We start from the raw sequence: 26,277 nt of genomic DNA, 5'->3' as shown, positions 1-26,277 counted from the left end.
TTTAGAATTGTAACAGATCTCATCTGATTTGGGAAAGCAACAAATCCATGTCAACAGATCCAATCTCAACTTTTCCTTGCTAGCTTTTTGGTGAAAGACTCCGTCAGGGTAACCCAAATAACCTGCATTTAACCTATGTCTGTCTTATGTAAATCAACTTCAGCTCTCCTAATGAAGTAGATTACCGACAAAAGCTCAGTTTATGTATATTCATCGATAATATTTGCCAACTATGAATCAAACTATCGGGATTTTAGCTTATGGATCGTTAATAGATGATCCTGGATTAGAAATAGAACCGCACATCACTGACCGAATAGAATGTTTAACACCTTTTTCAGTGGAATATGCGCGATTAAGTAGCACTAGAGATTATGCCCCGACTTTAATACCTGTGAAAAATGGGGGAAGTCGGGTTAAGGCGCATATCTTATTACTTGATCCTCATGTCTCGTTAGAAAGCGCAAAAAACATGTTATGGCGTCGAGAAACCCGCCAGAAAGATCTAACAAAATCTTATCCCCGATCCAAAGAAACGGGCGTTAATAAAGTCAGTGTATGTACGGTCGATGATTTGGAAGGCATAAACAAGGTTATCTATACATCTATTCCTTCAAATATTGGGCTTAATACAGCAAGTATACTAGCAGAATTGGCTATTCAGTCAATTTTAAAAGAGTCGGGAGAAAAAGGCTTAGATGGAGTTCGCTATCTACTAAACGCCAAACGAAATGGCATTCATACACCATTAACTGATGACTATGAGAAGTATATCTTAGAATACACCGGTTCAGTGACAATCGAGGAGGCTATACTGAAATTAGATGCACAACGCCCATCAGTCTTAGCAAAGACGATTGCGTTGAAGACCTTTGAGGACGAAGCTATTGAAATAGCGGACCTAATATGTGAGTATGGACTTAAAAAAACGGTTGGAGAGAAAGAGATCGATTTTAACACTTTTCAGGCAGATATGCTAGTGAAAAGGGAAGCATTTGTATCTAATGTCCATGAAGGTTTTAAGATATCGCAGGATAGAATAATGACATTAATGTTATCGCTCGAACGTGAAAAAGATCAGCTCAATTCCGAACTAAAAACATTGAACAGAAATATTGACAAAACAAGGTTTGTTCATATTCAAGATAAATTACAAATCGTTATCCACAAAGAGCGTATACTACGGCATTTGATAGATACAATAGCATGGCAACTGATTGGCGGACAGCTTTACATCGCAAGGAGGCTTTATAACGCAGTTGCGGGTGAAAAACGGTTGCTTCATTCAAATATTCAGTCGGTGATCGCTGCCGCCAAAGAATTTAATAAAGAAGCATTAGACTTTGCATTAATAACAGACCTTTCCGCCTACATACAAGCAGGTGATATTCTGCTGAAGAAAGGGGATGACTCATTGGTTTTCGTTGAGGTCAAGCAAGGACAAAAAAACCATGAGATCTTAAACATCATGGACGACCTGTTTAATTCGGGAAAGCCAATAAAGGAGGTTTTTAAAGACTTAAAACCGGATAAAAAAACTATCCAACAAATTGACCGTAACGTGAAGCAGTTTGTTCAAATGTCTTCATTGATGGAAATTCTAAATACAGATCAAGGTAAAGACCCTTCTGGAAAGCCAGTCAAGATTTTAACACCAACGGAGGAAACACCATATTTCACTGAACGATTAAATGCACTATATACACAATTACAAACGCGTAACATGTGGGCTTATGACGTTATCGAAGACTGCTTGCATATAGGTGTTTATAAAGGACCTTTCAAGGATATAGGGCCAAGGATTCTTTCTTCTTTAGGTGAACACCATGGAGGTAATTACATTATCGTTGACTTTCTTTCTGTTATCAATTCACTTCATAAACCGCTATTTTTTATGCCGTTCCCAAAGCAATTTTTATTTGATATTCTTTTCGGACGGGTCAAAATCTTTTTCATGGTTGAGCTAGAAAAGTATATTAAGTTATTCAATGATTTTGGCATGACGGCCGAGTGGCTTTCGAAGAAGGAAACTATGAAAGTGGTTGCTGGACGAAAGGATCATGGTGTCTTTATTTATAAGAACAGAGCTATCAAAATAAGGGGGACAGAATCGCAACAGGAGTTGTTTCTCAGTACGGGTATCTTTGGAAAGATGTACTACGAGCACATCTTTCCTTCATATACAGCCTACTCTACAAGATATTTCCTAGGACTCGAACGATCGTCGGAACAAGAGAAAGGATTAGAAAATACTGGAAAGTCAGTAAATCAGTATAAATATTAATGCGGTCTGGCTGCGCTTTTCATAACTGCGTACATGATGGTTTTTTTGGTTGCTCGGCCATGCATAATTATTTCGATTTTCGCGCCAAATGGAGTTTTGATGGAACAGAACAACGGACCGGAAAGACCAATGAAACTGTACTACTTATGTATCAGATTAACTGCGCTGTACAATAACAAAAAACCGGACAGAAACGAGAAAAATAGCACTAATCAGCTTTTGTACCCCCGACAGGATTCTTGTCGACCAATTTATTATAGATTTAAAACGAAGTGCTGGTTTATAATCAGGAGCTAATTTGAAGATCAGGAACAAATTAGCAATATTCGTAAAGCAAACAATTACAATTAATGAAAGATGTTATACCTGATTTCAGAAATGGGGTAAGTAGAAATCCCCATCTGGTAATTCTTGGCGCAGGTGCCAGTTGTGCAGCATTCCTATCCGGGGATAAACACGGCCGCAAATTACCAGTAATGAGTACCATTGCAAGGGATTTGGGTCTAGCCGATGTCCTTTCCCCAAAATATGATCATCTGATGGATGACTTCGAACTCCTTTATAGCACGATACATAGTTATCCCGACGAAATGAAATTGAGAAGAGAGATAGAAGATGGGGTACATCAGTATTTCCTGAAACTTGAGATTGCAGACACGCCAAATCTTTACGACTATTTGATCCTTTCATTGCGGGAAAAGGATGTGATAGCCACTTTCAACTGGGACCCTCTGTTGCTACAAACCTACCGCAGGCACGCTAGGTTTAAAGATCGTTTACCGCAGTTACTTTTCTTGCATGGAAATGTTGCTGTTGGAATTTGTAAGAAGTGTAAGGTCAATGGAAACTATTACAACATAATCTGTCACCGCTGCAACCGGCCTTTTGAAAAAATGCCGCTATTATATCCGGTGGCAGAAAAGAACTATTCTGTGAATGCGGCCATAAGAAATGAATGGACGCAATTAAAGCAAACTATCAAACACGCTTATTACATCACTCTGTTTGGATACAGCGCGCCTGCAACCGATGTAGATGCCCGGCAATTAATGCTCACTGCACTGCAATCCAATCGTTCCAGGGTCTTTTCGGAATTGGATATCATTGATATTGACAAGGAAGAATTGGTAACGCAAAATTGGTCAGAGTTTCTATATAGCCACCATTATAGTATTATGAGAACTTTTAAGGATTCTAAACTATGGTGGCACCCGCGAAGAAGTTGTGAAGCACTTGCTTCCGGAACTTTGATGAACGATCCAATGGATAATAATCCGTTCCCTGATTTCGATACGGTTAATGAAATGCAAGAATGGATCAGTGTTTTAATTAAAGAAGAAATACGCTACAAAGCGAAAGGTATTGGTTTTATGGCTAGATCAAATATTTAGTAAATATAGGATGAAGGTAAAACTCGCGATACCACCGCCTGAAGACTGGGTACAGTTTGAAATTGTATGTAAGAAAGTATGGGGCACAGTCTGGAATATTCCACATGAGATTGATTTTAATTCTACTAATTCGCAGGGACAGCAGGGAATTGATCTTGCAGGAATACCTCGGGGAGAAACGAACTATTTTGGTATCCAATGTAAAAACAAAAGACTTCATTTAAAAAGTGGGATTAAAAGTAAGATTACCAAAGCAATAATCGATCGCGAGATAAATAAGGCGTTCGAGTTTGTCCCAGCCATACAGCATCTGATAATCGCCACTTCGCTCTATAAAGACAGAGAAATTGAAGAATATGTGAGAGTGAAAAATCTAGAGCATCTAAAAGCGTCCAAATTCTCAATTCAAATATGCTTCTGGGAATATATTTCAGGCGTGATCCAGGATAACAAGCATCTTTACAATTGGTATCTAGGGCAGTGCGATTACCTTACAAATCATAAAGTTGAAGTAGTTCTGGACAACGACAAGCTCGTTAAAGATTTCCGGCCCCACTTTGTTCGGGAAAAGCGCATCTACCGCCACGAAACTAAAGCAGAGCAGACAGAGAAATTAAAGAAGATAACGAATGCTTTCGAAAATTTCAAAGATGCAGATTGGCGTATGCCCCGAACCTATAAGTTCTGGGAATTTTTGTCATTCCTCTTCAGAAAAAAAAGAAGGATAAAAGACCGCGACATTGGGAATCTAACTTTATACATCAATGGAAAACCGGCAGAAATAGAATATCCTGTTCGTGCTGGTTTGCCTGATTCGTTTAGCATTTATCCCTCATATGAACTCTATCAAGGTTCTTATTTCGGGTTTATCATTAGGAACATTGGCGCAAATGTGATAGAAGATTACAAACTTTCATTTTCAGCTGAAGGAGATTTCGAGGAATTCGGTATTGAAAGCGCCCCATTAACCCAGATATTGAACAAGACATACATAAGACACAGCTGGAAGTCGGGTGATCGAAACGGATACATCGAGCCTGAGAAAAATTTCCTGATTCAAAATGACCAATTTGAATCTCGCAAATTTTTTATTCTTCCAAAGAAAGATGCCGCTAGCGAAGTGACGATCCACTGGACATTGCTTGCGAAAGACTATTCAGAAATAGGTTCTTTACAACTTAACATTGAGCCTAGATATACAGATAAGGAAACGCTATGGTATATCGATACCAGTGAAAAGCCGTATGAAAAATGTTATTTCCATAACATCCGCAAACAGGGAGTTCAGAGTTTCAATTTTTGAAGCAGAGCTGGTAAGTGAATCGTTTTTTGGTAGCGTTTCTGTCGTCAACTAATTAACCGCTAGGCCCCGAATAGAAAGACAAAAAGCCAATCCGTTGAAGTACAAACTTTAAGTATTATTCAAGAAATGAATTATGACACGTGAAGTAACGCTAAGACAGTTCTACGCCTCTTGTTACGTTAGAGCTCCAAGGTATCCCGGATGATGGGTTTCAATGTCCCCGCGACTTTCCTGTTCGGCTTTCTTGCGTTCCAGGGCAGCCACCTGAGACTCGGTCAGCAGGATTTCATCGTAGGCCACCTTGGCTTCCAGCGCTTTTAACCTTTTGGGAAACGTTTCCAAATCATGGCGCACACACACCGAATCGTTGAGGGACCTACCGATACACCGCGCTTCGCACAATTCGTTGGAGGCTCTGAGTTTGCCCTTGAGCCGGCTCTTCCATGGCGTAAGCGGCGACCGCCTGTTCCAGTTCCGTTTCAATCCGGTTCTTGAGCAAGGGCTTGCGGCGGCTGATTTCCCAAAGAGCGAGTTCGCCGCCTTCTTCATATAATTTTTGAAACCGGTAGAAGCTGTCCCGGCTATAGCCCATTACTTTACACGCTTCAGAAACACTGCCTAACTGCTCTGCCAGCTTCAGCAGTCCTAACTTAGCCTGGATTAGTTTTCATCCAGTTGTTATTCTATGCAAAGCAGTGTTGGCATCGTGCTTATGGAATGTCGAAAATGTTATGCTTTTTTTCCGAAAATATTTTGATACTGTTTTCATTATGGATTGGACAATAGATGGCTTATTAAATAGAAATGCTGTTAGGGGCATGCCAAAATATCAAATCCTTTAGCAGTCAGCAGTGTGTAATTGGCAGCTGACAAACTTGGCACCCTCAAGTAAAGATGATTTTTGGCCCGACTGATTGCTACATATCTTATTCTGTTTTCTTCCTTACTTAATTCGGGATTCAATAGAAATTCCAACTCCTCATTTTCGTTGAATGTTCCAGTTTCATCTTCAGAGAGCACAAGCAAAACACAATCAAATTCATCCCCTTTTGATTTGTGAATAGTTCTATACGGCAATGACTCGTTGACAGCATTAATACACACTGCGAGATCCAGATAGGTTGCATTATTGTAGAGATCTTTAATCGCTGTTCCGGTTGGTTTTGACAATATTGCAATACTGGATGAGTTTATAAAATCATAGAGACACATAATACTTTCACCTGCAAAATTATCTTTCCCCTTTAACAATATTTTCAATATTTCAAGACTACGCTTAATTGCTTTCTGCTCATCTTCGATATCATTAATCTTGCCTATCTCTTTTAGAGCTTCCTTAAAATAACCTTGTTCGGCGTACTCGATACCTCTGGCGCACCACAATATAGTTCTTCTTCTTTGGGAATTTGAATCACCTAAAGAAAGTTCTAGAAGCATATTTCTCACGACGCTGGTGGAAATACCTTTCCTGATAGAATTTGCAATAAGGTTATCCCTCGATAAAGTACAAACATCCTCGCTCCGTGTATCTGACAAAACTTTCTGAAGACACTTTATCTTATCTCCTATCAATATTATTGGTTTGTTTCCATCAATACCTCGTTTAGCGTCCTGGCGGAGATCCGTTCGGACTAGGTTTAATAAATCAACAATCCTTTTCGTACTCCGCCAATTGTCCTGTATTTCAAACGCTCGTATGTTCGTGGGCGAAAAATTACTGAACTGATTTGGCTCTGCTCCCATAAAGCCATAAATCGATTGCGCACTATCGCCAACTACACCTACAACCGTCTCTTTTTCCAATATCTTGTTAAGCAGAATCAATTGTATCGGGCTGATATCCTGAAATTCATCAATAAAGAAATATGGGAACTTTGCTCTAAGAACCTCCAAGATAAAAGGAAAAAGCCCAATAAGTTCAAAGGATAGGTAAAGAACATCATCGTGATGGATAACCCCTCTAGACCAAGCCATCTTTTTATACTCCAAATATGAAGCGTTCTTTATACTATAACCATCTGCCCTATGTGGATATTTTGTTCCTACCACCAAATTGCCACCGGTATTGAAAGTCCAACGTAGAGAATGAAGTGCATTTGCGACAGCCTTGTCATCCCGTATCCTGGCTTGTCCGGTACGCACTTTCCAATCGCGTAAAAAAGAAAAGCTGGTTAACACTTTGTCATCATGCCCTCGTAACCTAGAAGCGTCGAGTTCATAACTCGCCGGGAGAAAGTGTGCATATGGTTTCAGCACATATTTATAAAGAAAGCTATGTATGGTGGTAACTTCCACCTGGTGAATGCCATCACAAAGTCTTTTTGTAATTGTCTCTACCGCTACATTGGTGTAGGTAATACAGGCAATCTTTCGAGAAATCCCTAGTCTCTTAGAATTGGTAAGCACGTTGTTAATCTGCCCAACTAGCCATTTTGTCTTACCAGCCCCCGGACCAGCGGAGACCTTAAAATGAGTCTCAAAATCAGAGAGGATGCTTTCAGAGTTGATAATATTTACGGACATACCCAATCAACTGCATCAGTAATATATTTTGGAACAGTGAAAGCAACGGGAGTTGCCTCAATCAGATTGGCCTCAAGAGCAATAGCAAGCTCGAGCGCATTTTCTCCTTTTCCGACGGAGTTGAGGTATCTAGCCGCAACCAATGAATGAAGTATTTCTGTGGAAGACCATCCAAGTGGCCCTGACTTTAAAGCATCTAAAATTCTTTGGTTTTCGGTTGTGTCCCTCAAAATATTTTCCGACTCGATCTGTGCAAGATCCTTTCCGGCAACTATAGCATCCATAAGCATTTCCAGTTCCATCAAATTTCCAGTAGATTCAGTCAATAACAATTTACAGGTCGGGTTATAGAACAACAACTCATATTCCAATGTCTTACCTTTCAGTTGGTCTTGGGTAAAAAAGCGGACAGAAGGATGCGCACTATAAAGCGATAAATTTATACCAGACGTTTCTTTATATAAATAACTGGGTTGCAAATTGGTTTCAAATGGATAACAGGCTTTTGAACGTTCTCCCGGCTTTTGCTGTTCAGGATCCCTATCTGTGATGCAAGATATGCGCTTGGCAATTGTATTCGGTTTAGGATGGTCGAACATTTTAAGGAAATGGTCGAAGTATCGCCCCCCGATATTGATGACAGCCACGTGCACATCTTCAAGGGACTTAGCATGGTATTTGGTCATTGTTGAAAGCAGCAACTGTTCTGCAAGCCCCTCTACGAGAATGATGTTTTTAGCGAATAGCATATCCGAACGCGTTGCATCTAGAAAACGTTGAACAAAAGCTTTAGATTTTATATCCTCTACGCTATTGGAGAAAGCTTTCCCAGGATAACCCACACTCAGCCTATTCTCATGCTCGCTGAAGCAAATAATCTCATCCAATGAAACCGCTGATGTGATATGAGTGGAATGCGATGTAATAAAGACCTGGCGGGCTTTATTTTGTACATTCTCCTTTAAGAACTTAAGGAATTTATACTGCATCGCAGGATGTAAATGTGCCTCTGGCTCTTCTATCACTAAAATCGGGAATACTTTCGCATTGCTACCTAGGTAATCACCATTGGTATCCACTTGCATTTTCGCAAGCAGCAGTGACATAAATATTAGGTTATTATAGCCAAGACCGTTATGTGTAGCCGGAATTTCTATACCTGTAGCGTACCTGATTATCAGTCTAAGGGCAGAATATAGCTCAGCCTCAGAAATACTTCCATCGAAATCTGGGGCTGCTTCGTTAAAGGATGCGCCAGTATCCTTGGCATATTTCAGGATGTGGCCCTGACCCTCTTTCATTCTATCCTGAAGCATCTTAAGCAACTCATTTGCACTTTTGGCAAATAGCTCCTTTTGCACCTTTAGCTCATGAAGTTTTTCCTGTGGTGTTTTACCATTGTTCTTAATCTCATAATCGATGAAGAAATCGACAACTTCCCTTAGCAAAGTGTTTCTGCCAGTAAACATATCCCGTTCGACATCCCTGATTGCATTCAGAAATTGGTAGTCGAATTTCCCAATACCATCAGCATCTGCGGTAATCTTAAGATCCTGATTTCCTGCATATATTTTGTATATGTACTTTCTTAAAAAGTTATGTTTAATAATATTCCAAGCATCTTTGCTATCCTTTGCCGTTAGCAATTGATTGCAGTAATCATCATGTTCCCCTTGAGGAAGAAAAAACTCGTATGTAAGCCTCGCCAAATATGGAGATTCCATTTTTACGAGCCAGTTGGCTACAGTTACAAGATCATCACCTGCAAGATTCTCGTTTTTACTTTCCGAGATCTCCAGAGAAATTTGGACGCGTGGTGGATTTTTTTTTAATTCCTCTATGTCCACATTTTTATTAAAATCATCGATTTCCAATTTCCTTGAAGTTGGTCCATCCAAAATAAGTGAAATAGACTTTAAAAGGTTCGTCTTACCTGCGTTATTATGTCCAATGATAACATTAACGCCCTCTTGGAAATCTACGGACGTAGCGGAAAAGTTCCTAAAACCTGATATGGTTATAGACGATATATACATAGGAGGATAAATTTAAGTTTTTAAAGTTAAGTGTTTTTAGTTCATACGACATCACAGTCTTTGGATATAGTGAACCGTCTATGAGGGAGTAAACTCAAATCAAAGACCTGTTAAATAGCAGAGCTATTCCTAGAAATACCAGTTCTTCTCTTTAATTGCTTATTAAGCAACTACTTGGGCGGTGTATCACCATTTTTTTTGTACAGAGCTGGTTCTTGTAGATTTGAGCGAGCAGCCTACCGACGGGATGATTAGCTTTTCTTTAAATCGTCCGAAAATCACGAATGTGTAGCCTTCTAAAAGAAATCTTTAACACCTTGTTAACCTAGTGTGAGACACCCTAAAAAACTACTCGAAACTTTGGCTTTACAAACCTCAAAGCAATGACAAATATCCTAGCACCCACCGACCTAACGGCCTCCGAATTAATTCACCCCTACCAACCTCGAATTAAGCGTATGCCAAAAGAACCACGACATCGGATTCGCCACTTATTACGCTCCGGTATTCCTTTAAAAAAGACACACAAAGTGGATACTAAGATTTAACTATTCAATGATCTTTTCATCATTTTCATAAGAGCCAATCGAACAATCGATAAATATAAACCCAGCTTCTAAAAAGCTTAGGTTAGGTCAGTGTTTGCCCACGCGGGTGTGCAGCAAGATGTATTTTCGTATACGAAAACATCTTGCCGGACTTGAGCCGGGGACTTTGCTGCGGAACTTGCAAAGTCTGGAACTTTCTAAAAGAGATATGTATGCCCAGGAAAAAACTTGCTAACCCGGAAGATATCTTAAGTAAGCCGATTATCATCAGGGTAACCGAGTCTGTTTTTAAGCGGCTGGAAAAATTGCAGAAAGAAAGCGACTGCGGATCCGTTGGTGAAGTCGCCCGGAAAATCCTTACCCAGAAAAAAATTAATTGTTTTTACCGCGATATATCCCTTAACGCTCCTATGGAAGAAATGGCACTGATCCGCAAAGAACTAAAGGCTATTGGTATTAATATCAATCAGCAAACCAAATACTTCCATACCAGTCAAAATGAAGCTGAACGGGCTTTCTACGCCAGTCGGACAGCTATACTTTATCAAAAAACAGATAGCAAGGTTGAAGACTTGCTGACACTTATATCCCAACTGGCTGAAAAATGGTTGCAAAAATCACAAGCGGTAAAAGCATCCGGGGAATCCTGAATTATAACGAGAATAAGGTTAATCTAGAAGAGGCCAGGTTAATCATGGCAAGCGGCTTTGCCTCCGACGTAATCAAACTGGGCCTTGAAAGTAAGGTTCGACGGTATGAAAACCTCACCATGCTGAATGGAAGAGTTAAAACAAACGCTTTGCATATTTCCCTCAACTTTGCCAATGAAGACAAACTAAGTGATGAAAAACTGCAACAAATCGCCACAGCTTATATGGCTAAAATAGGGTTTGGTGAGCAGCCTTATTTAATATACAAACACCTCGATGCTGCCCACCCCCACCTGCACATTGCAACGGTTACCATTAAACCAGATGGAAAGCGGATTGATATACATGGTATTGGCAGGACAGTCTCTCAAACGGCAAGAAAGGAACTGGAGCTGGAATTTAAGTTAACACAGGCCGAAGGCAGAACATCAAGCAACACCCTGGGGATTAAGGCCGCGGATATTGAAAAGGCAGTCTATGGAAAAGTACCGACGAAACGGGCAATTACTAATATTGTGAATGCGGTAAGCCACACTTATAAATTCACATCCCTTGCTGAATTCAATGCCATTCTAAAGCAGTTTAATGTCACCGCCGACCGTGGAAAAGAAGATACCATGATGTTTCAAAAGAAAGGACTGATCTATTCCCTTCTGGATGAAAAAAACAATAAAGTCGGTATACCAATTAAGTCCAGCTTAATATACGGCGAGCCTACGTTAGCAAATCTGGAACTGCAATTTGACAGGAACAAAGAACAAAGGATGCCTTACCGCGACGATTTGAAAAAACAGATAGATAAGGTATTTGGCCAGTACATCGAGATTTCAAGAGCTACTTTTCAGGCTGAACTGCAAAAACAAGACGTCCGCGTGGTATTCCGGCAGAACGAACAAGGATATGTTTTCGGCTTAACTTTTATCGACAATAAGAACAAAACGGTTTTCAATGGCAGTGATCTGGGGAAACACTACACTGCTAAAGGCATCATGGAACGCTTAGGTCATACGGATAAGCCGCTTAAGCCGAAAGGGAAAAGCTATTTGCTACAGCAAAAAGCGACAAACTACCTGGAACAACCCAAACCAGCCAAAACTTATCTGAAGCCGTCGGAAGATTTAGGTTACCTAGAAGCCTTGCTGAACGGACCCCAACAAGACTATACATCACCTTTAATTCCCACTAGAAAGAGGAAAAGAAAGAAACAGACAGGAATGTCATTATAGACATTGATCCATATACATACATCCAATAAGATAATGAATGAACACAGGAGAAGATACCCAGGGGTTGCGCAAGATCATTGATTTAACAAGGTTTATCAGTATCACAATATTAAGCATCCATTTTTATTTTTGCTGCTATAAAGCTTTCCTGCATTGGGGCTTGACGGCAGAAATTACAGACCGCATTATTGAAAATATGGCAAAGACCGGCCTATTCAGCACAATTGTTAAGCCCAAGCTGGCTGCGTTGTTATTTCTATCCATTTCATTGATTGGGGCCAAAGGGAAAAAGGATGAAAAAATCAGGATAAACCAAATCCTGGTCTTCCTGGTAACAGGCTGCTTAATCTATTTTTTAAGTGACCTGTGCTTTTCTATAAATGCCGGAGTTCCTACTATTGCCATTAGCTATATGTTATCCACCCTAATTGGATTCCTGTTAATCACCACCGGTGGAACCTATTTATCCCGTCTCATCAAGTTGAACTTACAAAAAGACATCTTTAATACGGTAAACGAGACTTTTCCCCAAGAAGAACGGTTATTGGAAAATGAATATTCTGTAAACCTGCCTGCCAGATATAGCTTAAAAGGAACAATCCGCGAAAGCTGGATCAACTTCATTAATCCATTCCGCGGCTTATTAGTGGCTGGAACGCCAGGTGCAGGTAAAAGTTATTTTGTGATCCGCCACATCATAGATCAGCACATTAAAAAAGGCTTTTGCATGTTCATTTATGACTTTAAATACGATGACCTGACCAAAATAACTTTCAATAAGCTTCTACAATACCAAAAGAATTATAAAATCAGACCATCATTTTATGTAATCAACTTTGACGATCTAAACCGTTCACACCGATGTAATCCATTAGATCCTGCCGGTATGGAAGATATCACCGATGCTACAGAAGCCTCGAGGACGATTATGCTGGGCTTAAACAGGCAATGGATAAAAAAGCAGGGCGACTTCTTTGTCGAATCACCTATTAACTTTCTGACGGCGATTATCTGGTACCTGCGTACTTATCAAAACGGAAAGTATTGTACTCTGCCCCATGTTATTGAACTGATGCAGGCCGATTATGATCCCTTGTTTGCTATACTGCAAACCCAGGAAGAGATCAAGGTGCTGATCAATCCGTTTGTATCGGCCTTTCAGAATAAAGCGAAGGAACAACTGGAAGGACAAATTGCGAGCGCTAAGATTGGCCTGGCCAGGTTATCATCCCCACAATTGTATTATGTTTTATCCGGCAACGATTTTACGCTTGATGTGAACAATCCCAAAGAGCCAAAAATTGTCTGTGTTGGGAATAACCCTCAGAAACTGCAAACTTACGGTGCAGTGCTTTCATTGTACATTTCGCGGATGATCAAACTGGTAAATCGCAAAGATCAGCTTAAGAGCAGTTTGGTATTTGATGAGTTTCCAACGATATACTTTAATAATATCGACAGCCTCATTGCAACGGCACGTTCGAATAAGGTCGCCACTACGTTAGCAGTACAGGATTTTAGCCAGCTCAAAAAAGATTACGGCACAGATGAAGCAGAGGTTATTACCGGTATCGTCGGCAATATTATCAGCGGGCAAGTCACAGGCGACACAGCCCGAAGGTTATCGGAGAACTTTGGAAAGATCCTTCAGGATAGAAACAGTATGACAATGAATAGCTCAGATACTTCCACCACTCAATCGACGCAATTAGAATACGCCATTCCTGCAGCAAAGATATCCGCTTTATCATCTGGAGAATTTGTCGGTATCGTGGCTGATAACCCCGATTGTAAAATTAAGCTTAAGGTATTCAATTGCGAAATTCAAAACAACCACAAAACTATCAGAAATGAAGAGAATCGATATAGATCCCTTCCTATTGTAGAGCATGTTACCGCAGAAAGCGTTTTGGAGAACTACAAAAGGATCAAAGAAGATATTCGGGAATTGATATCTAATGAGCTAGCGTTAATCTCGTCAAACATAAACGACGATTCAGGACCGGCATTGTCAACATAACTCCAATCACTAAAAGTCATTGATGTATTGTTATTGATTGATTGTGGTATCTCACCGGGCTATTAAGAATAATTCTAAATAAAGTTGCTTGATCCGTTTAAGTATTTACTTTTGCATTTAGAATCAATCTAAATAACAAATGAAAACTTCTTTTACTACAGCTTTTTTTATTGTTGCTATAGCCTTTATGAGTCGGGCGTCTTTCGCCCAAACAACCGGGAACATAAAGGGAACTGTTAAATCGAATGATGGGAAACCTGCTTCTTACGTTAAAGTAAGTTTTAAAGAAATCAATAAGTCCGCCTTAACAATTGAAAATGGCTCGTATAAAATTGCAGGGGTTCAACCGGGTATTTATACTTTAATAAGCTCCTCCATTGGATTACAAACTCAGGAAAAAACAGTAGAAATTATCGCGGGAAGAACAGTGTATGTTGACTTTGTTGTTGCTCAAAGTGCAGCGTATTTACCAGAAGTAATTATTACTGGCTGGAATAGCGCCAATAAAAAACCTGTATCAATCGGGAAATTACCGGCGGCATCAATGGATCTTCCTCAAAGTATTGCTATCATAGGTCATGATATTATTGAGACACAGCAATCACAGCGATTAAGCGATGTCGTGAAGAACGTAAATGGTGTTTACCTGGGAACCACAAGGGGAAGTACTCAGGAAACCTTTTATGCCAGAGGATATAGCTTTGGCAGTACCAATATGTTCAAGAACGGATCTAGAATAAATACCGGCGCCATGCCTGAGGTAAGTTCTTTAGACCGGGTGGAAGTTTTAAAAGGCAGTGCAGCTATTTTATATGGAAACGTGTCTCCCGGCGGTATTCTTAATATGGTTACTAAAAAGCCTGAGTTCGAACATGGAGCGGTACTTTCTCTGCGTGCCGGAAGCTATGATTTGTACAAACCTTCAATAGATGTTTATGGACCACTTAGTTCTAAGGTTGCTTACCGTTTCATAGGCTCTTACGAAGCATCAAACAGCTTTAGAGATCAAGTTGAATCGAACCGGTATTATCTGAATCCTTCATTCCTTTTTAAATTGGGAAATAAAACTCAGATAACAGTGCAGGGTGATTATTTAAAAGACAATTACACTCCGGATTTCGGTATAGGTGCAATTAATAACAGGATTACCAATGTACCCCGAAATAGATTTTTAGGAACTTCATGGGCAAACGGAAAAACCCGGCAAGCAACTGCATCTGCAAACTTAACTCACCAACTTTCAGAATCATTGAGTTTAGACATAACCGGAGCGTATCAGAAATATAAGAGAGAATTTCAAACGGTAGAAAGAGTTCAACCGATTGAAAACGGCGACTGGACACGTCCCCTTGGAAAATCGAATACTTCAGAGAGTTATTATACAGGACAAATCAATCTAAAGGGAAAACTGAAAACAGGTTTTATTGATCATACCTTACTGGTAGGTGCTGATGCCGACAGGTATTTGAATACAAATTATACGTATACGGAAACGGTAAAGGGAAACTTTGAATATCTTGACGAGCAAAATATTCGTAGACCTGCCAACTATGATATTATTAATATTCTGGATCCTTCTAAATATAGTGCCCGTGCTGATATGCCGGTTATGAACCCCATAAGAGTAGCGGTCACCCCTAGTAATCGCTTCGGTATCTATATAAATGACTTAATGAAAATTACGCCCAAGCTTAATGTATTAGCAGGCTTGCGATGGTCTTATCAAAAAGCACTTGCGGCAAAAACAACTGATTTGATAACTAATACAGCAATTAAAGCTGAAGAGAAAGATGATAAGGCATTTTCTCCACACTTTGGAATTGTGTATAAGCCTACCAGTTTCACTTCGTTTTTTGCAAGTTATGCCAATTCATTTAGTATAAACTCCGGTACTGATATAAACGGTAACAGTTTGAACCCGTCACTGATTGATCAGTATGAAATTGGTGTGAAAAATGATCTTTTCAAAGGTATCATTTCTGCTAATTTTACAGCTTATCGAATTGTTAACAACAACCTTGCTCAAACCGCACCTTTTTTAGCAGATGGGATTACTCCAAATACAAATAGCGGTTTAAAAGAACTGACAGGTCAAACCACAAGTGAAGGCCTGGAGATTGATTTAATAGGTCATCCCTTCAGGAGTTTAGATCTTATTGCCGGGTACAGCTATAACTACATGCGATATACCAATACGCCTGATGCTATAGGCAATTATATTGAAGGTCAGCGCCTTGTGAATAGTCCTGCCCACACGGCAAACGCAAGTGCATTTTATACATTTAACAACTTTTATGTTAAAGGTTTAAGGCTTGGGGCTACAACTAATTATATTGGGAAAAGGTTGGGTGGATGGAACAATACTATCGGGCAAACTCAGACCGGTTCAAGAATAATACCCGTTTCGGATTTTGCTACTGTAGATATATCTGCCGGTTACTCATTCAAAAGAATTAATATGTTAATGAAAGTGTCAAATCTAACCAATACGCTTAGTTATTATGTTCATGAGAATTATAGTATAAATCCCATTCCTCCAAGACAATTTGCAGCGACGCTATCTTATAAATTTTAACTAATTTATCGCTGGCTTTTTCTATTTGAGCGAACTACTTATTGCTCGACAACTGTATTAAACAAAGCAGCTGCCTCAAATATAACGAGGCAGCTCATAAAATACTTAAATCACCTTATACTTAACGTTTTTATCATCCTCCCATACACAAATAGCTTTACCATTAGAGAGTAAGTATACTCTTGGTGAAACTCCTTTGCCAACTTCTGCAGTTCGCCTAGTGTTGAGGTCCATAACCCGGATCTTATTTTTATCCTGCCATGCCACAAAGGTCTTTCCCTTGCTTTGAGCCATACTCACATCCCGGCCCGAACCTAGTTTTTGCTCCGGCTGGTTGCCAGATGAATAAAAAACATCACTGTTTCGGCGCCATGCGGCGGAAACAATTCCCCGCTCGTTTACAGCTAATCCACCGCCATCCATGGGGCATGCATTCAGCCGCCAGGTTCCCTTTCCTGATTTTTGTGGCGCACTGAACATTTTGCCTCTATTGCTTGAAACAGCATAGTAGATATCCCTTGAACCTATCAGCCAGTTACGGAAACTGACCACCAGCTTACCGTCATTGAAGGCAATGTTGGGTTTACAGCATTCGCAAACATGTTCATCGGGTGATTTATAGACCAGGAGGTTTTTGCTCCAGACAGATGAATTTCCATTAATTGACGAAAAATAGATATTGTTTTTTTTCGCCAGCCTTATGTCAAGCCAGGTTGCGTAAAAGTTGTCTTCCTTATCCGCCGTAAGGGCCATTAATCCCTCGACTGCAGAATCTTTGTAATCATTAACCTTAGCTGATTTTTCCCAAATCTTGCTCAAATGATCAAGTATATAGGAATGAATATTGCCCTGCTCATCAATGGCCGTGATCATACTGTAGTTCTTGGAAGAAGCAATTTGTGGTCCTCTGGTATGACCCAAATGGATACCTCGAATTTGTCCCACCAGTGCCGGTTTTGAAAATGTTGTGCCGTTATTGTTCGAGGTAATACAATAAATCTTTTCTCCCTCGCCATAAACCATTCTTACAATTCCTTTAGTGTCTATTGCTAAGTTTGGTTGCTGCCCCTGGATATCAGCAGCACTGGATTTCAACGAGATAATCAAAAGGAAGATAAATACTGATTTCAACATAAGATTTGATTAAAAAGATAATATAGGGAAGTAGTGTTAAAATTAGCTGGTAATATCCCTATTTAAAATGAGATTAATTTTTTCTATATTTTGTTTAATGTTATGATTTGACCTTTAACATACTCGCATTAATCGCTACAATTACTGTACTTAGGCTCATTAATACTGCACCTGCCGCAGGACTTAAAAGAATACCCCAGTGATACAGAACTCCCGCAGCTAAAGGCAATGCAATAACATTATAACCAGTTGCCCAGGCTAGGTTTTGCATCATTTTACGATAAGTAGCCTTGCCGAATAATATCAGGTTGACGATATCTTTAGGGTTACTGTTCACCAAAATTATTCCTGCAGTTTCCGCAGCAATATCGCTTCCCGATCCAACTGCGATCCCGATATTGGCCTGTGCTAAAGCCGGCGCATCATTTACACCGTCACCGGTCATAGCAACAAATTCTCCCTTACTTTGCAATTCTTTAATCTTATTCAGCTTTTGGTGCGGGAGAACTTCGGCCATGTAACCATCCATTTGCAGCGTATCGCTCACACTTTTGGCTACTCTTTCATTATCGCCGGTTAATAAAAACGATTTAATTCCATTATCCCTGAGGGTCTGAATGGCCTCAGCAGATTCAGGCCGAACCTGATCTGACAGGGCTATATACCCGATTAATTTTCGATCCATGATGATAAATACGACCGTCTCTTTGGAGTCACTTTTAAAGTTTGATGGGACTTCAATATTATTCTCGTTAAGATATCCCGGACTTACTACTTTTATTTGCTTTCCCTCTACGTTTGCTTCAATTCCTTTGCCTGTGATGGCGTTAAAATTTTTAGCTTCCGGTATGGTAATATTTCTTTTTTTCACTAGCGCCATAATACCAGTGGCAATGGGATGCTCTGAATTTCCCTCTAAAGCCGCAGCATATTTAAGTAAGTCTTCTTCTTTAATCTGTGCATCAATTACCACAACATTCGACACCTCAAACTTGCCAATGGTCAAAGTTCCCGTTTTATCAAACACCAGGGTGCTGATCTTCCGCGATTCTTCAAAGGCGGTTCGATTTTTAATCAGCAAGCCATTTTGTGCAGAAAGAGCAGTAGATTTAGCCACCACTAACGGAACCGCCAATCCTAAAGCGTGCGGGCAACAGATCACGATTACGGTTACCATCCTTTCAATAGCAAAAGCTAAAGGTTCCCCTTCCAACCACCAAAAGAGAAAAGTACCAATCCCTGCAATCAAAGCAATAATGGTTAACCATTTGGCAGCCACATCTGCCAATAACTGGGTCTTTGATTTATCTTTCTGTGCATCTTCCACCAACTTGACAACTGCGCTAGATAAGAATCTGCTGCGGCATGAAGAACCGTTACTTTTAGTGAACCGTTCCCGTTGAGAGAACCTGCAATCACCTTTTCACCTGTTGCTTTTTTCACCGGTTTTGATTCACCGGTAAGCATAGACTCATTCAAATAACTTTCGCCTTCGAGAATATTTCCATCGGCCGCTACCTTTTCACCCGGCTTGATTAGGATCACATCACCAGCTTTTAGTGAATCCGTTTGAACCTCTTCAGTAGTTTTTCCTATTACCATATGCGCCTCGGCCGGCATTAGCTTGACCAATAATTCCAGCTCCCTCGAGGCTCCGGCAACGGATTTCATTTCGATCCAATGCCCTAACAGCATGATCAGGATCAAAGTGCTCAGCTCCCAAAAGAAGTCCATTCCATCCAGGCCAAAAACGGTAGCTACGCTATAGATATAAGCTACCGAAATGGCAAAGCCGATCAGGGTCATCATGCCCAGATTCCAGGTTTTCATTTCCGAGACCCAACCGGTCAGGAACGGCCATCCTCCATAAAAAAATAGAATAGTGGATAGGCCAAAAAGGATATACATGGAACCGGGAAACATCCATTGTACACCAAGCCATTGCTGAATCATCGGCGATAGCAATACAATGGGAATGCTAAGAAACAGCGTGATGTAGAAGCGCTTTTTGAAATCAGCAATCATCATGGCATGGTGGTCATGGCCATCCATACCCATTGTTGGTTTGTGTTCATGCTCTATACCATTATGATTCATTTTTCTATGATCTTCAGCAGGTTTAATCGGATTTACTTGTTCACCAATAGAAGTGCTTTTAGCCATGTCCTTTTTAGGTTTAACGTGTTTGTGCTCCATAGCTTTACTTATATGATGTTACATTATTTGTGTTAAAAGAAGGTAATAAAATGCAAACAGATTATGCTATTGTTATATCCCGATCCAGATACACATCCTGGATAGCTTTCAACATTTCTACCCCTTCATTAAAAGGGCGTTGAAACGCTTTTCTTCCGAGAATTAAACCCATCCCTCCGGCACGCTTATTCACCACCGCAGTAATTACCGCTTCCTGAAGGTCTGTCTCCCCCAAACTTTCACCTCCGCTGTTTATCAATCCTACCCGACCGCTGTAGCAGTTAAGCACCTGGTAACGGGTTAAATCAATGGGATGATCAGAAGTTAGTTTATCATAAACAAGCTGGCTCGTTTTGCCGTGTTTAGTTGCCAAATAACCACCGTTGTTTGTGGGCAGTTTTTGTTTTATAATATCAGCCTGTATGGTAACGCCTAAATGGTTAGCCTGGCCGGTAAGATCGGCAGCCGTATGATAATCTACCCCATCCACCTTAAAGGCATTGTTACGGGTATAGCACCATAAGATGGTTGCCATCCCTAATTCATGCGCCATTTGAAAAGCCTCCGCAATTTCTTTCAATTGGCGGGTACTTTCGGCACTACCCCAATAAATTGTAGCGCCTACCGCAACTGCTCCCATATCCCATGCGCTTTTAACGTTACCAAAAAGCGTTTGATCATAACGAATCGGGATGCTTAGCAGCTCGTTGTGATTAATCTTAACAATAAAGGGAATTTTATGCGCGTACTTACGGCTCATGATCCCTAAAACTCCAAATGTAGAAGCAACCCCGTTGCAGCCACCTTCTATAGCCAGCTTGATTATATTTTCGGGATCAAAGTAAAGTGGGTTTGGCGCAAACGCGGAACCCGCACTGTGCTCAATACCCTGGTCAACCGGAAATATACTGCAGTACCCGGTGCCACCCAAGCGTCCATGTCCTAACAACGCCTGTAAGCTGCGCAGCACCTGGTTATTGCGATTGCTGTTCACCCATATTTCCTCAATATGATTTGCTGAGGGGAGGTGAAGCATTTTTTTATCGATAGTTGTACAAGTATGGGCCAACAGATACTCGGCTTTGTCGCCTAATACCTCAGTAATTTTCTTATTTTCCATAACATCCAGCTAATTTTAAAAGGTCTTCTAGAATAAGTCACAGTGGGCAATTTGTTCTTCAATCACAATCGCTGCCGGCTGATGTATTGTAAATTTAACCAAGTTTATTTAACCTGATTTATAGAGGATTGCTGAAGTAGAAGTTACAGCAATCAAAGTCAAGAACTTCCTTCCATGCGGTTATTATTTTCTTGTAAGTTTCTCCAACAGGTCTGATCTTCCGGGCCAGGTCATACAGGCCCAGATCATTGATGTGCCCGTTATTTTCTCTTAAGGAAGAGTCCCAGTCAACCTGGTCGGTTAAACTGTACCAGGTAAATCCCACCAGCGGCACCCCGTCTTGTTTTAACCGACAGGCATTTGCCCATTGCTTTTTAAGCCAAACTTGTGCGCCAAGCCCGGCACAGTTTGTTTCGGTGTGCATGATGGGAAGACGATAGCGGCTAAAGTATTGATGGGTAATGGCGTAGTAACCAAATATTTCCCCGCTGCTGCTGATAGTACCGTCATGATGCACCCAGTGTTCATTGCTGGCGTAGTAGTCATTTCCCATGATGCATCGATTCTTTATCGCATGATTCATAAACCACTCATATTCCTGCCTGCTCATTCCATGATCCACTAAGTAGTTGTACATCGTCGAGGATACCGGATGACCGTATATAAGATCCAGAGAAAGAAATCGCTGTTCGTTTAGAAAAAAAGACCTTTCAAGACAGCAGTCGTTGGGGTACTCAGCGTGGTAATACTCGCTTGATTCACTTTGAATGAAAATAGCCTCCGGATTTACTTTCCGGATCGCCTGCATAGCCAGCAAATTGGCTTTGCAAAGATTTTTTAGAGCGTTAACAAAGGCCTGGTCACTTGAAAGCATTTCGTTCCACCAGCCGTACTTTGCGGAGAAAGTTGCTGCGATATAAATCTCATTGATGGGAGTGTAATATTTGATATGAGGAAATCTTTCGGCAAATGCTCTGGCATATTCAGCAAACAGGTGTGGCCATTCCCCATTTTGAAAATTGCCTATCCAGTCAGGAACTCCAAAATGACAGAGATCCGCAATAGGTATAATCGATAATTGCTGCAGAAGTGCAAAGGTGTCATCAGCAAAACTCCAGTTATAGCAGCCGGGGCCGGTATGCGTAGAATAATAAGGGGCTCCATATCTCAAAAATTCTAGGCCTGTTTCTTTCAACAAGTTAAAGTCTTCCTTCCAATATTGATAATGATGAGCTTTAAGCATTTCATCAACCCGGAAAGTGCTGCCATCCGTTAAGCTAATAGTGGGATAACTATTCTCAATGCCGGTAGCAAACATGAATTTATCGCATCTGTGTTTCATAATCTCGCTTTAATATGATCAGGCACTAATAAATTTCATTCGCCTCTCCAACTGGATGACCATAACAGAGGATATAGAAGCTAAAAGGATTAAGACCCATTCGCCAGCCGTCATGGGTATTACATTCAATGCTTCACGTACGTAAGGGATCTGTATCATTACAACTACGATGAGTATACTTACAATTATTGAAAACCAGACATACTTACTTTTGATAACCTCATTGTTAAAAAACGGACCCGTGCCCATATTGAACACATGGAAGAGCTGCGAAAAAATAATCGTGAAAAAGAGAACATTGTTACACATAGCAGCATCCCAGGGCTGGCCGCTATGAAAATAATAGTGATTAATAAGAACAGCGATTATGCCTGCCAACGCAATTACTATCGAATAAAAGAATATACGCCTCCACCGGAGGTTGTCAATGATGGGCTCCGATGATTTTCGCGGAGGCAGTTTCATAATATTGGCCCCGCCCATCGTTACTCCTAAGGCCAGGGCGGGCAATACATCAGTAATCAGGTTAATAAAAAGAATTTGTAAGGGCAGCAACTGAAAGTGAAGATTCATAACGGCCGCGGTGGCGATTACCAGTAACTCACTGAGATTACAAGAAAGGAGAAAAGTCACAAATTTCTGAATGTTGTCGAAAATGGCGCGTCCCTGCCTGATAGCGATTACGATAGAGGAAAAGGAGTCATCTTTTAACACCATATCTGAAACCTCCTGTGCCACCTGAGTCCCCCGAAGACCCATTGCGATACCAATATCCGATTTCTTCAAAGCTGGTGCGTCGTTTACCCCATCGCCAGTCATACCCACCACATAAGCTTTGTCCTGAAAGACCCTGACCAGGTCAAGCTTATGTTCTGGATTGACCCTGGCAAAAACTGAAGTGCTAATCCACCGTTGTTTCTCTTCTTCGGTCAAATCTTTATAACTCTTCATGTCTTTGCCCATGAGAGGCACTTCCTCAGGTGTAGATATGCCTAACTGCGTGCCGATATAATGAGCGGTGGACGGGTGATCGCCCGTTATCATTACCACTTTAATTCCCGCGGTTTTGCAGTCGTTTATGGCGGAAAGTACTTCAGGCCTTGGGGGATCAATCAAGCCAACAAATCCGATAAATACCAGGTTGTCGTACAATGAAATTGGTATTTCAGCAGCTTCGCGATAGGCAATGGCGATCACGCGGTGCCCGGTTGCAGAAAATCTGTCGGCTGTGTCCAACCATTTTTCCCTTTTTGATCCATCCAGGGGTACAATATTATCTTCAAAGACCGAAGTGCATTTTAATAACAATTCTTCGGCGGCACCTTTTGCAAAGACAAGGTAACCGCCGCCGTGCGCATTCAAGGTGGCCATTATCTTTGTTTCGCTGGAGAAAGGCTCCTCGTCTTTTTTCACAAAATCTTTACGGAGCTTGTCAATTTCTGCTCCATTGCCCTTCGCAAACTTTAGGAGGGCAATTTCCATCGGGTCGCCAATTTCCTGGGTTTCATTTCCCGAGGACTGAATGTCGGCGGTATTACATAAGATGGCGGCCTTGATGATCAGTTCCAAATGCTCTTTCTTCCCTGTAAAGGGAACATCCTTTTTCCAGGTGCCGGAGTGGGTATTTACAAATACCACTTCCATTTTATTCTGGGTTAGTGTTCCTGTTTTATCCGTACAGATTACGTTGGTGCCGCCAAGGGTTTCAACCGCCGATAGCTTCTTAACGATCACATTATAACGTGACATTTTTAACATGCCCTGTGCCAATGACATGGTTGCCACGATGGGCAAACCTTCTGGTATAGCCGCCACCGCTAAAGCAATGGCTGTCTCCAGCATGTCGACTATGTTTTGTCCGTTAATTAAACCGGCAACAAAAATAACAACCACCAGCCCAACGGTTATTTTAATCAGTTTCTTACTAAAGGCCTCCAGCTTCTTTTCTAATGGCGATGCAGCCTGTTCAGAAGTATGAACCATGGTGGCGATCTTGCCTAACTCAGTTTGCATCCCGGTAGCTGCAACAAGTATCCAGGCATTCCCCTTGGCAACATAAGTGCCTTTAAACGACATGTTAATACGGTCAGCCAATATTGTTTCTTCCGCTAGGGTCGCGGGGTTCTTTTCAACAGGTACAGATTCTCCTGTTAAGGCCGATTCATCAATCAGCAATTGGGTAGAACGGCAAATCCTGCCGTCGGCCGATATCAAATCACCTGCTTCCGCAAATATGATATCGCCGGGTACGATGTTTTCAGAATTGATTTCATTTAACTTGCCGTCCCGTAAAACTTTCGCAGGTATCGCCGAAAGTGTTTTCAAAGCCCGCATCGATGTCCTTGCTTTGATTTCCATATAAAAACCAATGGCAGCATTAATGAAGAGGACCAGAAGTATGGCGCTGCCATCGAGCCACTCTTTAAACCAAAACGACAAGGCTGCCGCAAAGAGCAATAAGAAAACGATGGGACTTTTAAATTGATTGACCAGTATTTGGAAAGCGGTGATCGATTTAGCTTCGGCAATCGCATTTAAACCATAACGTTCGAGGCTTTCCATGGCTTTTCCTTCAGATAAGCCCTGATCCAGGTCACTCTTTAGTAATGCAACAGATTCCTCAACGGAGGTTGCATGAATTTTCTGATCTTTGTGAGCGATTTCCATGGTTGCCTAATCTATCAGTTAATGGGTTTCTTGCCCGGCTACACTCCGTTTGTAACTTGATAGCAGCAGCCTTGAAAAACGTCTTCGCCACATACCAACTGAGCGAAAACTTACATCTTCATTCCGGGCATTCCTGTGCCCTTTTTCAATATCAACTCACTGTTAAGCAAATAGGCCCCGTTGGTCACAATTAATTCCCCCACTTGTAAACCACTAAGCACTTCCACTTCTTTTTTATTCTGGATGCCCAGTCGGATCATTCTGTTTTCATACGTTCCCTCTCCTGTTTTAACCCAGGCGGAGATCATTTTGCCCACCACAATCGAACTCTTCGGGATCACCAAAGTCCGTTTCTCGCCCCTTCGGATATTTACATAAGCCATCATTCCGGGCTTCAATTTATTAGATCGGTTTTGTACCTGAAACCTAACGAGGCTTATTTTACTATCCGCTTCCAGAGCGGGGTTGTCAAATACCGGCACAACTGGAAACATCTCATCAGGAAAATCATCAAACTCAACCATGATGGTTGTTTGACCATCCAGCCACCTTAATTCGTTGCTATACATTTGAGCCTCTACCCACAATATTGACATATCCGCCACGCGGAATAACGCCGTTCCTTCCTCTACATATTGTCCTTCACTTACAGCCAGCTCTGTTAAAGTTCCTGAAACAGGACTGTAAAAAGTAATCAACGGGGATGCTGACTTACTTTTCTGCAGCTGTTCAATTTGCGTATTAGTTAAACCAAATAACACTAACTTCTTTTTTGCAGCATCCACAAGCAGATCTAATGATTCTTTCAGCAGGGACGGTTCCGCTTTCATCTCAAGTGCAGACAATAACTCATTTTCATAGGTTAGAAGTTCCTCACTATAAATAGAATAAAGGGGCTCCCCTTTTTTAACATATTGCTGAGGATTCCGTACAAGCAGTCTATCCAGCCTGCCCCGGATCCGGGAAGTAATCACACTAATGTTCCGTTGGTCGAAATTTGCAGTACCCAGCACAGTGGAATATTCAGCCATCACTTTTGTTCTGATCGTATCAACATGAATATTGGCATTTTTTTCATCAGGCGACGTCAGGGTTATCACCTCCTCATTGGCAATTTCCTTTTTTACTGAACCTGAATCAGAATGACCTCCGGCGTGCTGCGCAGAATTTTCATTCTTTTCGGAAGTACAAGAGCCCGTTGTTATTATTGTCGCCAGTAAACCTAACCCCCATGCTGCCCAAATTAATTTCCTGTATTTCAT

General features: G+C 41.1%; 16 protein-coding genes and 1 pseudogene. 7 read left to right on the top strand and 10 right to left on the bottom strand.

The window, feature by feature from the left end:
* Positions 1 to 232 precede the first annotated feature (232 nt).
* From AC1MCB_RS04975 to AC1MCB_RS04965, 3 genes are all read left to right on the top strand, one after another.
* Positions 233 to 2,284, top strand: coding sequence for a hypothetical protein (locus tag AC1MCB_RS04975; RefSeq protein WP_479967642.1), 2,052 nt, complete (start codon positions 233 to 235; stop codon positions 2,282 to 2,284).
* A gap of 350 nt (positions 2,285 to 2,634) precedes the next feature.
* On the top strand, positions 2,635 to 3,675 hold the full coding sequence (locus AC1MCB_RS04970) for a hypothetical protein (RefSeq protein WP_479967641.1): 1,041 nt from the start codon (positions 2,635 to 2,637) through the stop codon (positions 3,673 to 3,675).
* A gap of 10 nt (positions 3,676 to 3,685) precedes the next feature.
* Positions 3,686 to 4,978 (top strand): hypothetical protein, encoded by a 1,293-nt coding sequence (locus AC1MCB_RS04965; RefSeq protein ID WP_479967640.1) that lies wholly within the window; start codon positions 3,686 to 3,688, stop codon positions 4,976 to 4,978.
* Positions 4,979 to 5,161: 183 nt separating this feature from the next.
* On the opposite strand, the pseudogene AC1MCB_RS04960 reads toward AC1MCB_RS04965, so the two are convergent.
* The 3 genes and pseudogenes from AC1MCB_RS04960 to AC1MCB_RS04950 form a co-directional block, all read right to left on the bottom strand.
* A pseudogene (locus tag AC1MCB_RS04960) lies at positions 5,162 to 5,639 on the bottom strand (helix-turn-helix domain-containing protein); the annotation flags it as partial.
* Positions 5,640 to 5,788: 149 nt separating this feature from the next.
* Positions 5,789 to 7,501, bottom strand: a complete 1,713-nt coding sequence (locus tag AC1MCB_RS04955; protein ID WP_479967639.1) for a UvrD-helicase domain-containing protein — start codon at positions 7,499 to 7,501, stop codon at positions 5,789 to 5,791.
* Positions 7,492 to 9,537: an ATP-dependent nuclease gene (locus AC1MCB_RS04950; RefSeq protein WP_479967638.1), complete on the bottom strand. Its 2,046-nt coding sequence runs from the start codon at positions 9,535 to 9,537 to the stop codon at positions 7,492 to 7,494. The genes AC1MCB_RS04955 and AC1MCB_RS04950 overlap by 10 nt, the downstream gene beginning before the upstream one ends.
* 760 nt (positions 9,538 to 10,297) lie before the next feature.
* On the opposite strand from AC1MCB_RS04950, the gene AC1MCB_RS04945 reads away from it, so the two are divergent.
* The 4 genes from AC1MCB_RS04945 to AC1MCB_RS04930 all read left to right on the top strand — a co-directional run bounded on the left by AC1MCB_RS04945 (position 10,298) and on the right by AC1MCB_RS04930 (position 16,556).
* Positions 10,298 to 10,735: a mobilization protein gene (locus tag AC1MCB_RS04945; RefSeq protein ID WP_479967637.1), complete on the top strand. Its 438-nt coding sequence runs from the start codon at positions 10,298 to 10,300 to the stop codon at positions 10,733 to 10,735.
* Positions 10,690 to 11,961, top strand: a complete 1,272-nt coding sequence (locus tag AC1MCB_RS04940) for a relaxase/mobilization nuclease domain-containing protein (RefSeq protein ID WP_479967636.1) — start codon at positions 10,690 to 10,692, stop codon at positions 11,959 to 11,961. Before AC1MCB_RS04945 ends, AC1MCB_RS04940 begins: the two co-directional genes overlap by 46 nt.
* 37 nt (positions 11,962 to 11,998) lie before the next feature.
* Entirely contained in the window at positions 11,999 to 13,981 is a 1,983-nt protein-coding gene (mobC, locus tag AC1MCB_RS04935) for a conjugal transfer protein MobC (RefSeq protein ID WP_479967635.1), read from the top strand.
* A gap of 139 nt (positions 13,982 to 14,120) precedes the next feature.
* On the top strand, positions 14,121 to 16,556 hold the full coding sequence (locus AC1MCB_RS04930) for a TonB-dependent siderophore receptor (protein WP_479967634.1): 2,436 nt from the start codon (positions 14,121 to 14,123) through the stop codon (positions 16,554 to 16,556).
* A gap of 105 nt (positions 16,557 to 16,661) precedes the next feature.
* On the opposite strand, the gene AC1MCB_RS04925 is transcribed toward AC1MCB_RS04930, so the two are convergent.
* From AC1MCB_RS04925 to AC1MCB_RS04895, 7 genes are all read right to left on the bottom strand, one after another.
* Positions 16,662 to 17,690 (bottom strand): hypothetical protein, encoded by a 1,029-nt coding sequence (locus tag AC1MCB_RS04925; RefSeq protein ID WP_479967633.1) that lies wholly within the window; start codon positions 17,688 to 17,690, stop codon positions 16,662 to 16,664.
* Between the two features lie 100 nt (positions 17,691 to 17,790).
* Positions 17,791 to 19,017, bottom strand: a complete 1,227-nt coding sequence (locus tag AC1MCB_RS04920) for a heavy metal translocating P-type ATPase (protein WP_479967632.1) — start codon at positions 19,015 to 19,017, stop codon at positions 17,791 to 17,793.
* Positions 18,951 to 19,886, bottom strand: a complete 936-nt coding sequence (locus AC1MCB_RS04915; protein WP_479967631.1) for an HAD-IC family P-type ATPase — start codon at positions 19,884 to 19,886, stop codon at positions 18,951 to 18,953. Before AC1MCB_RS04915 ends, AC1MCB_RS04920 begins: the two co-directional genes overlap by 67 nt.
* Before the next feature lie 61 nt (positions 19,887 to 19,947).
* Positions 19,948 to 21,006 carry a class I fructose-bisphosphate aldolase gene (locus AC1MCB_RS04910; RefSeq protein WP_479967630.1) on the bottom strand — a complete coding sequence of 353 codons (1,059 nt, stop codon included), beginning with the start codon at positions 21,004 to 21,006 and terminating at the stop codon, positions 19,948 to 19,950.
* A 118-nt stretch (positions 21,007 to 21,124) separates the two neighbouring features.
* A complete protein-coding gene (locus AC1MCB_RS04905; RefSeq protein WP_479967629.1) occupies positions 21,125 to 22,348 on the bottom strand; it encodes a family 1 glycosylhydrolase in 1,224 nt (407 codons plus the stop codon).
* A gap of 18 nt (positions 22,349 to 22,366) precedes the next feature.
* Positions 22,367 to 25,015, bottom strand: a complete 2,649-nt coding sequence (locus tag AC1MCB_RS04900) for a cation-translocating P-type ATPase (protein ID WP_479967628.1) — start codon at positions 25,013 to 25,015, stop codon at positions 22,367 to 22,369.
* Between the two features lie 110 nt (positions 25,016 to 25,125).
* Positions 25,126 to 26,277: an efflux RND transporter periplasmic adaptor subunit gene (locus tag AC1MCB_RS04895; protein WP_479967627.1), complete on the bottom strand. Its 1,152-nt coding sequence runs from the start codon at positions 26,275 to 26,277 to the stop codon at positions 25,126 to 25,128.

This window comes from Daejeonella sp. AP26 (assembly GCF_056680515.1).
This window is presented reverse-complemented; position numbering and strand designations above follow the sequence as displayed.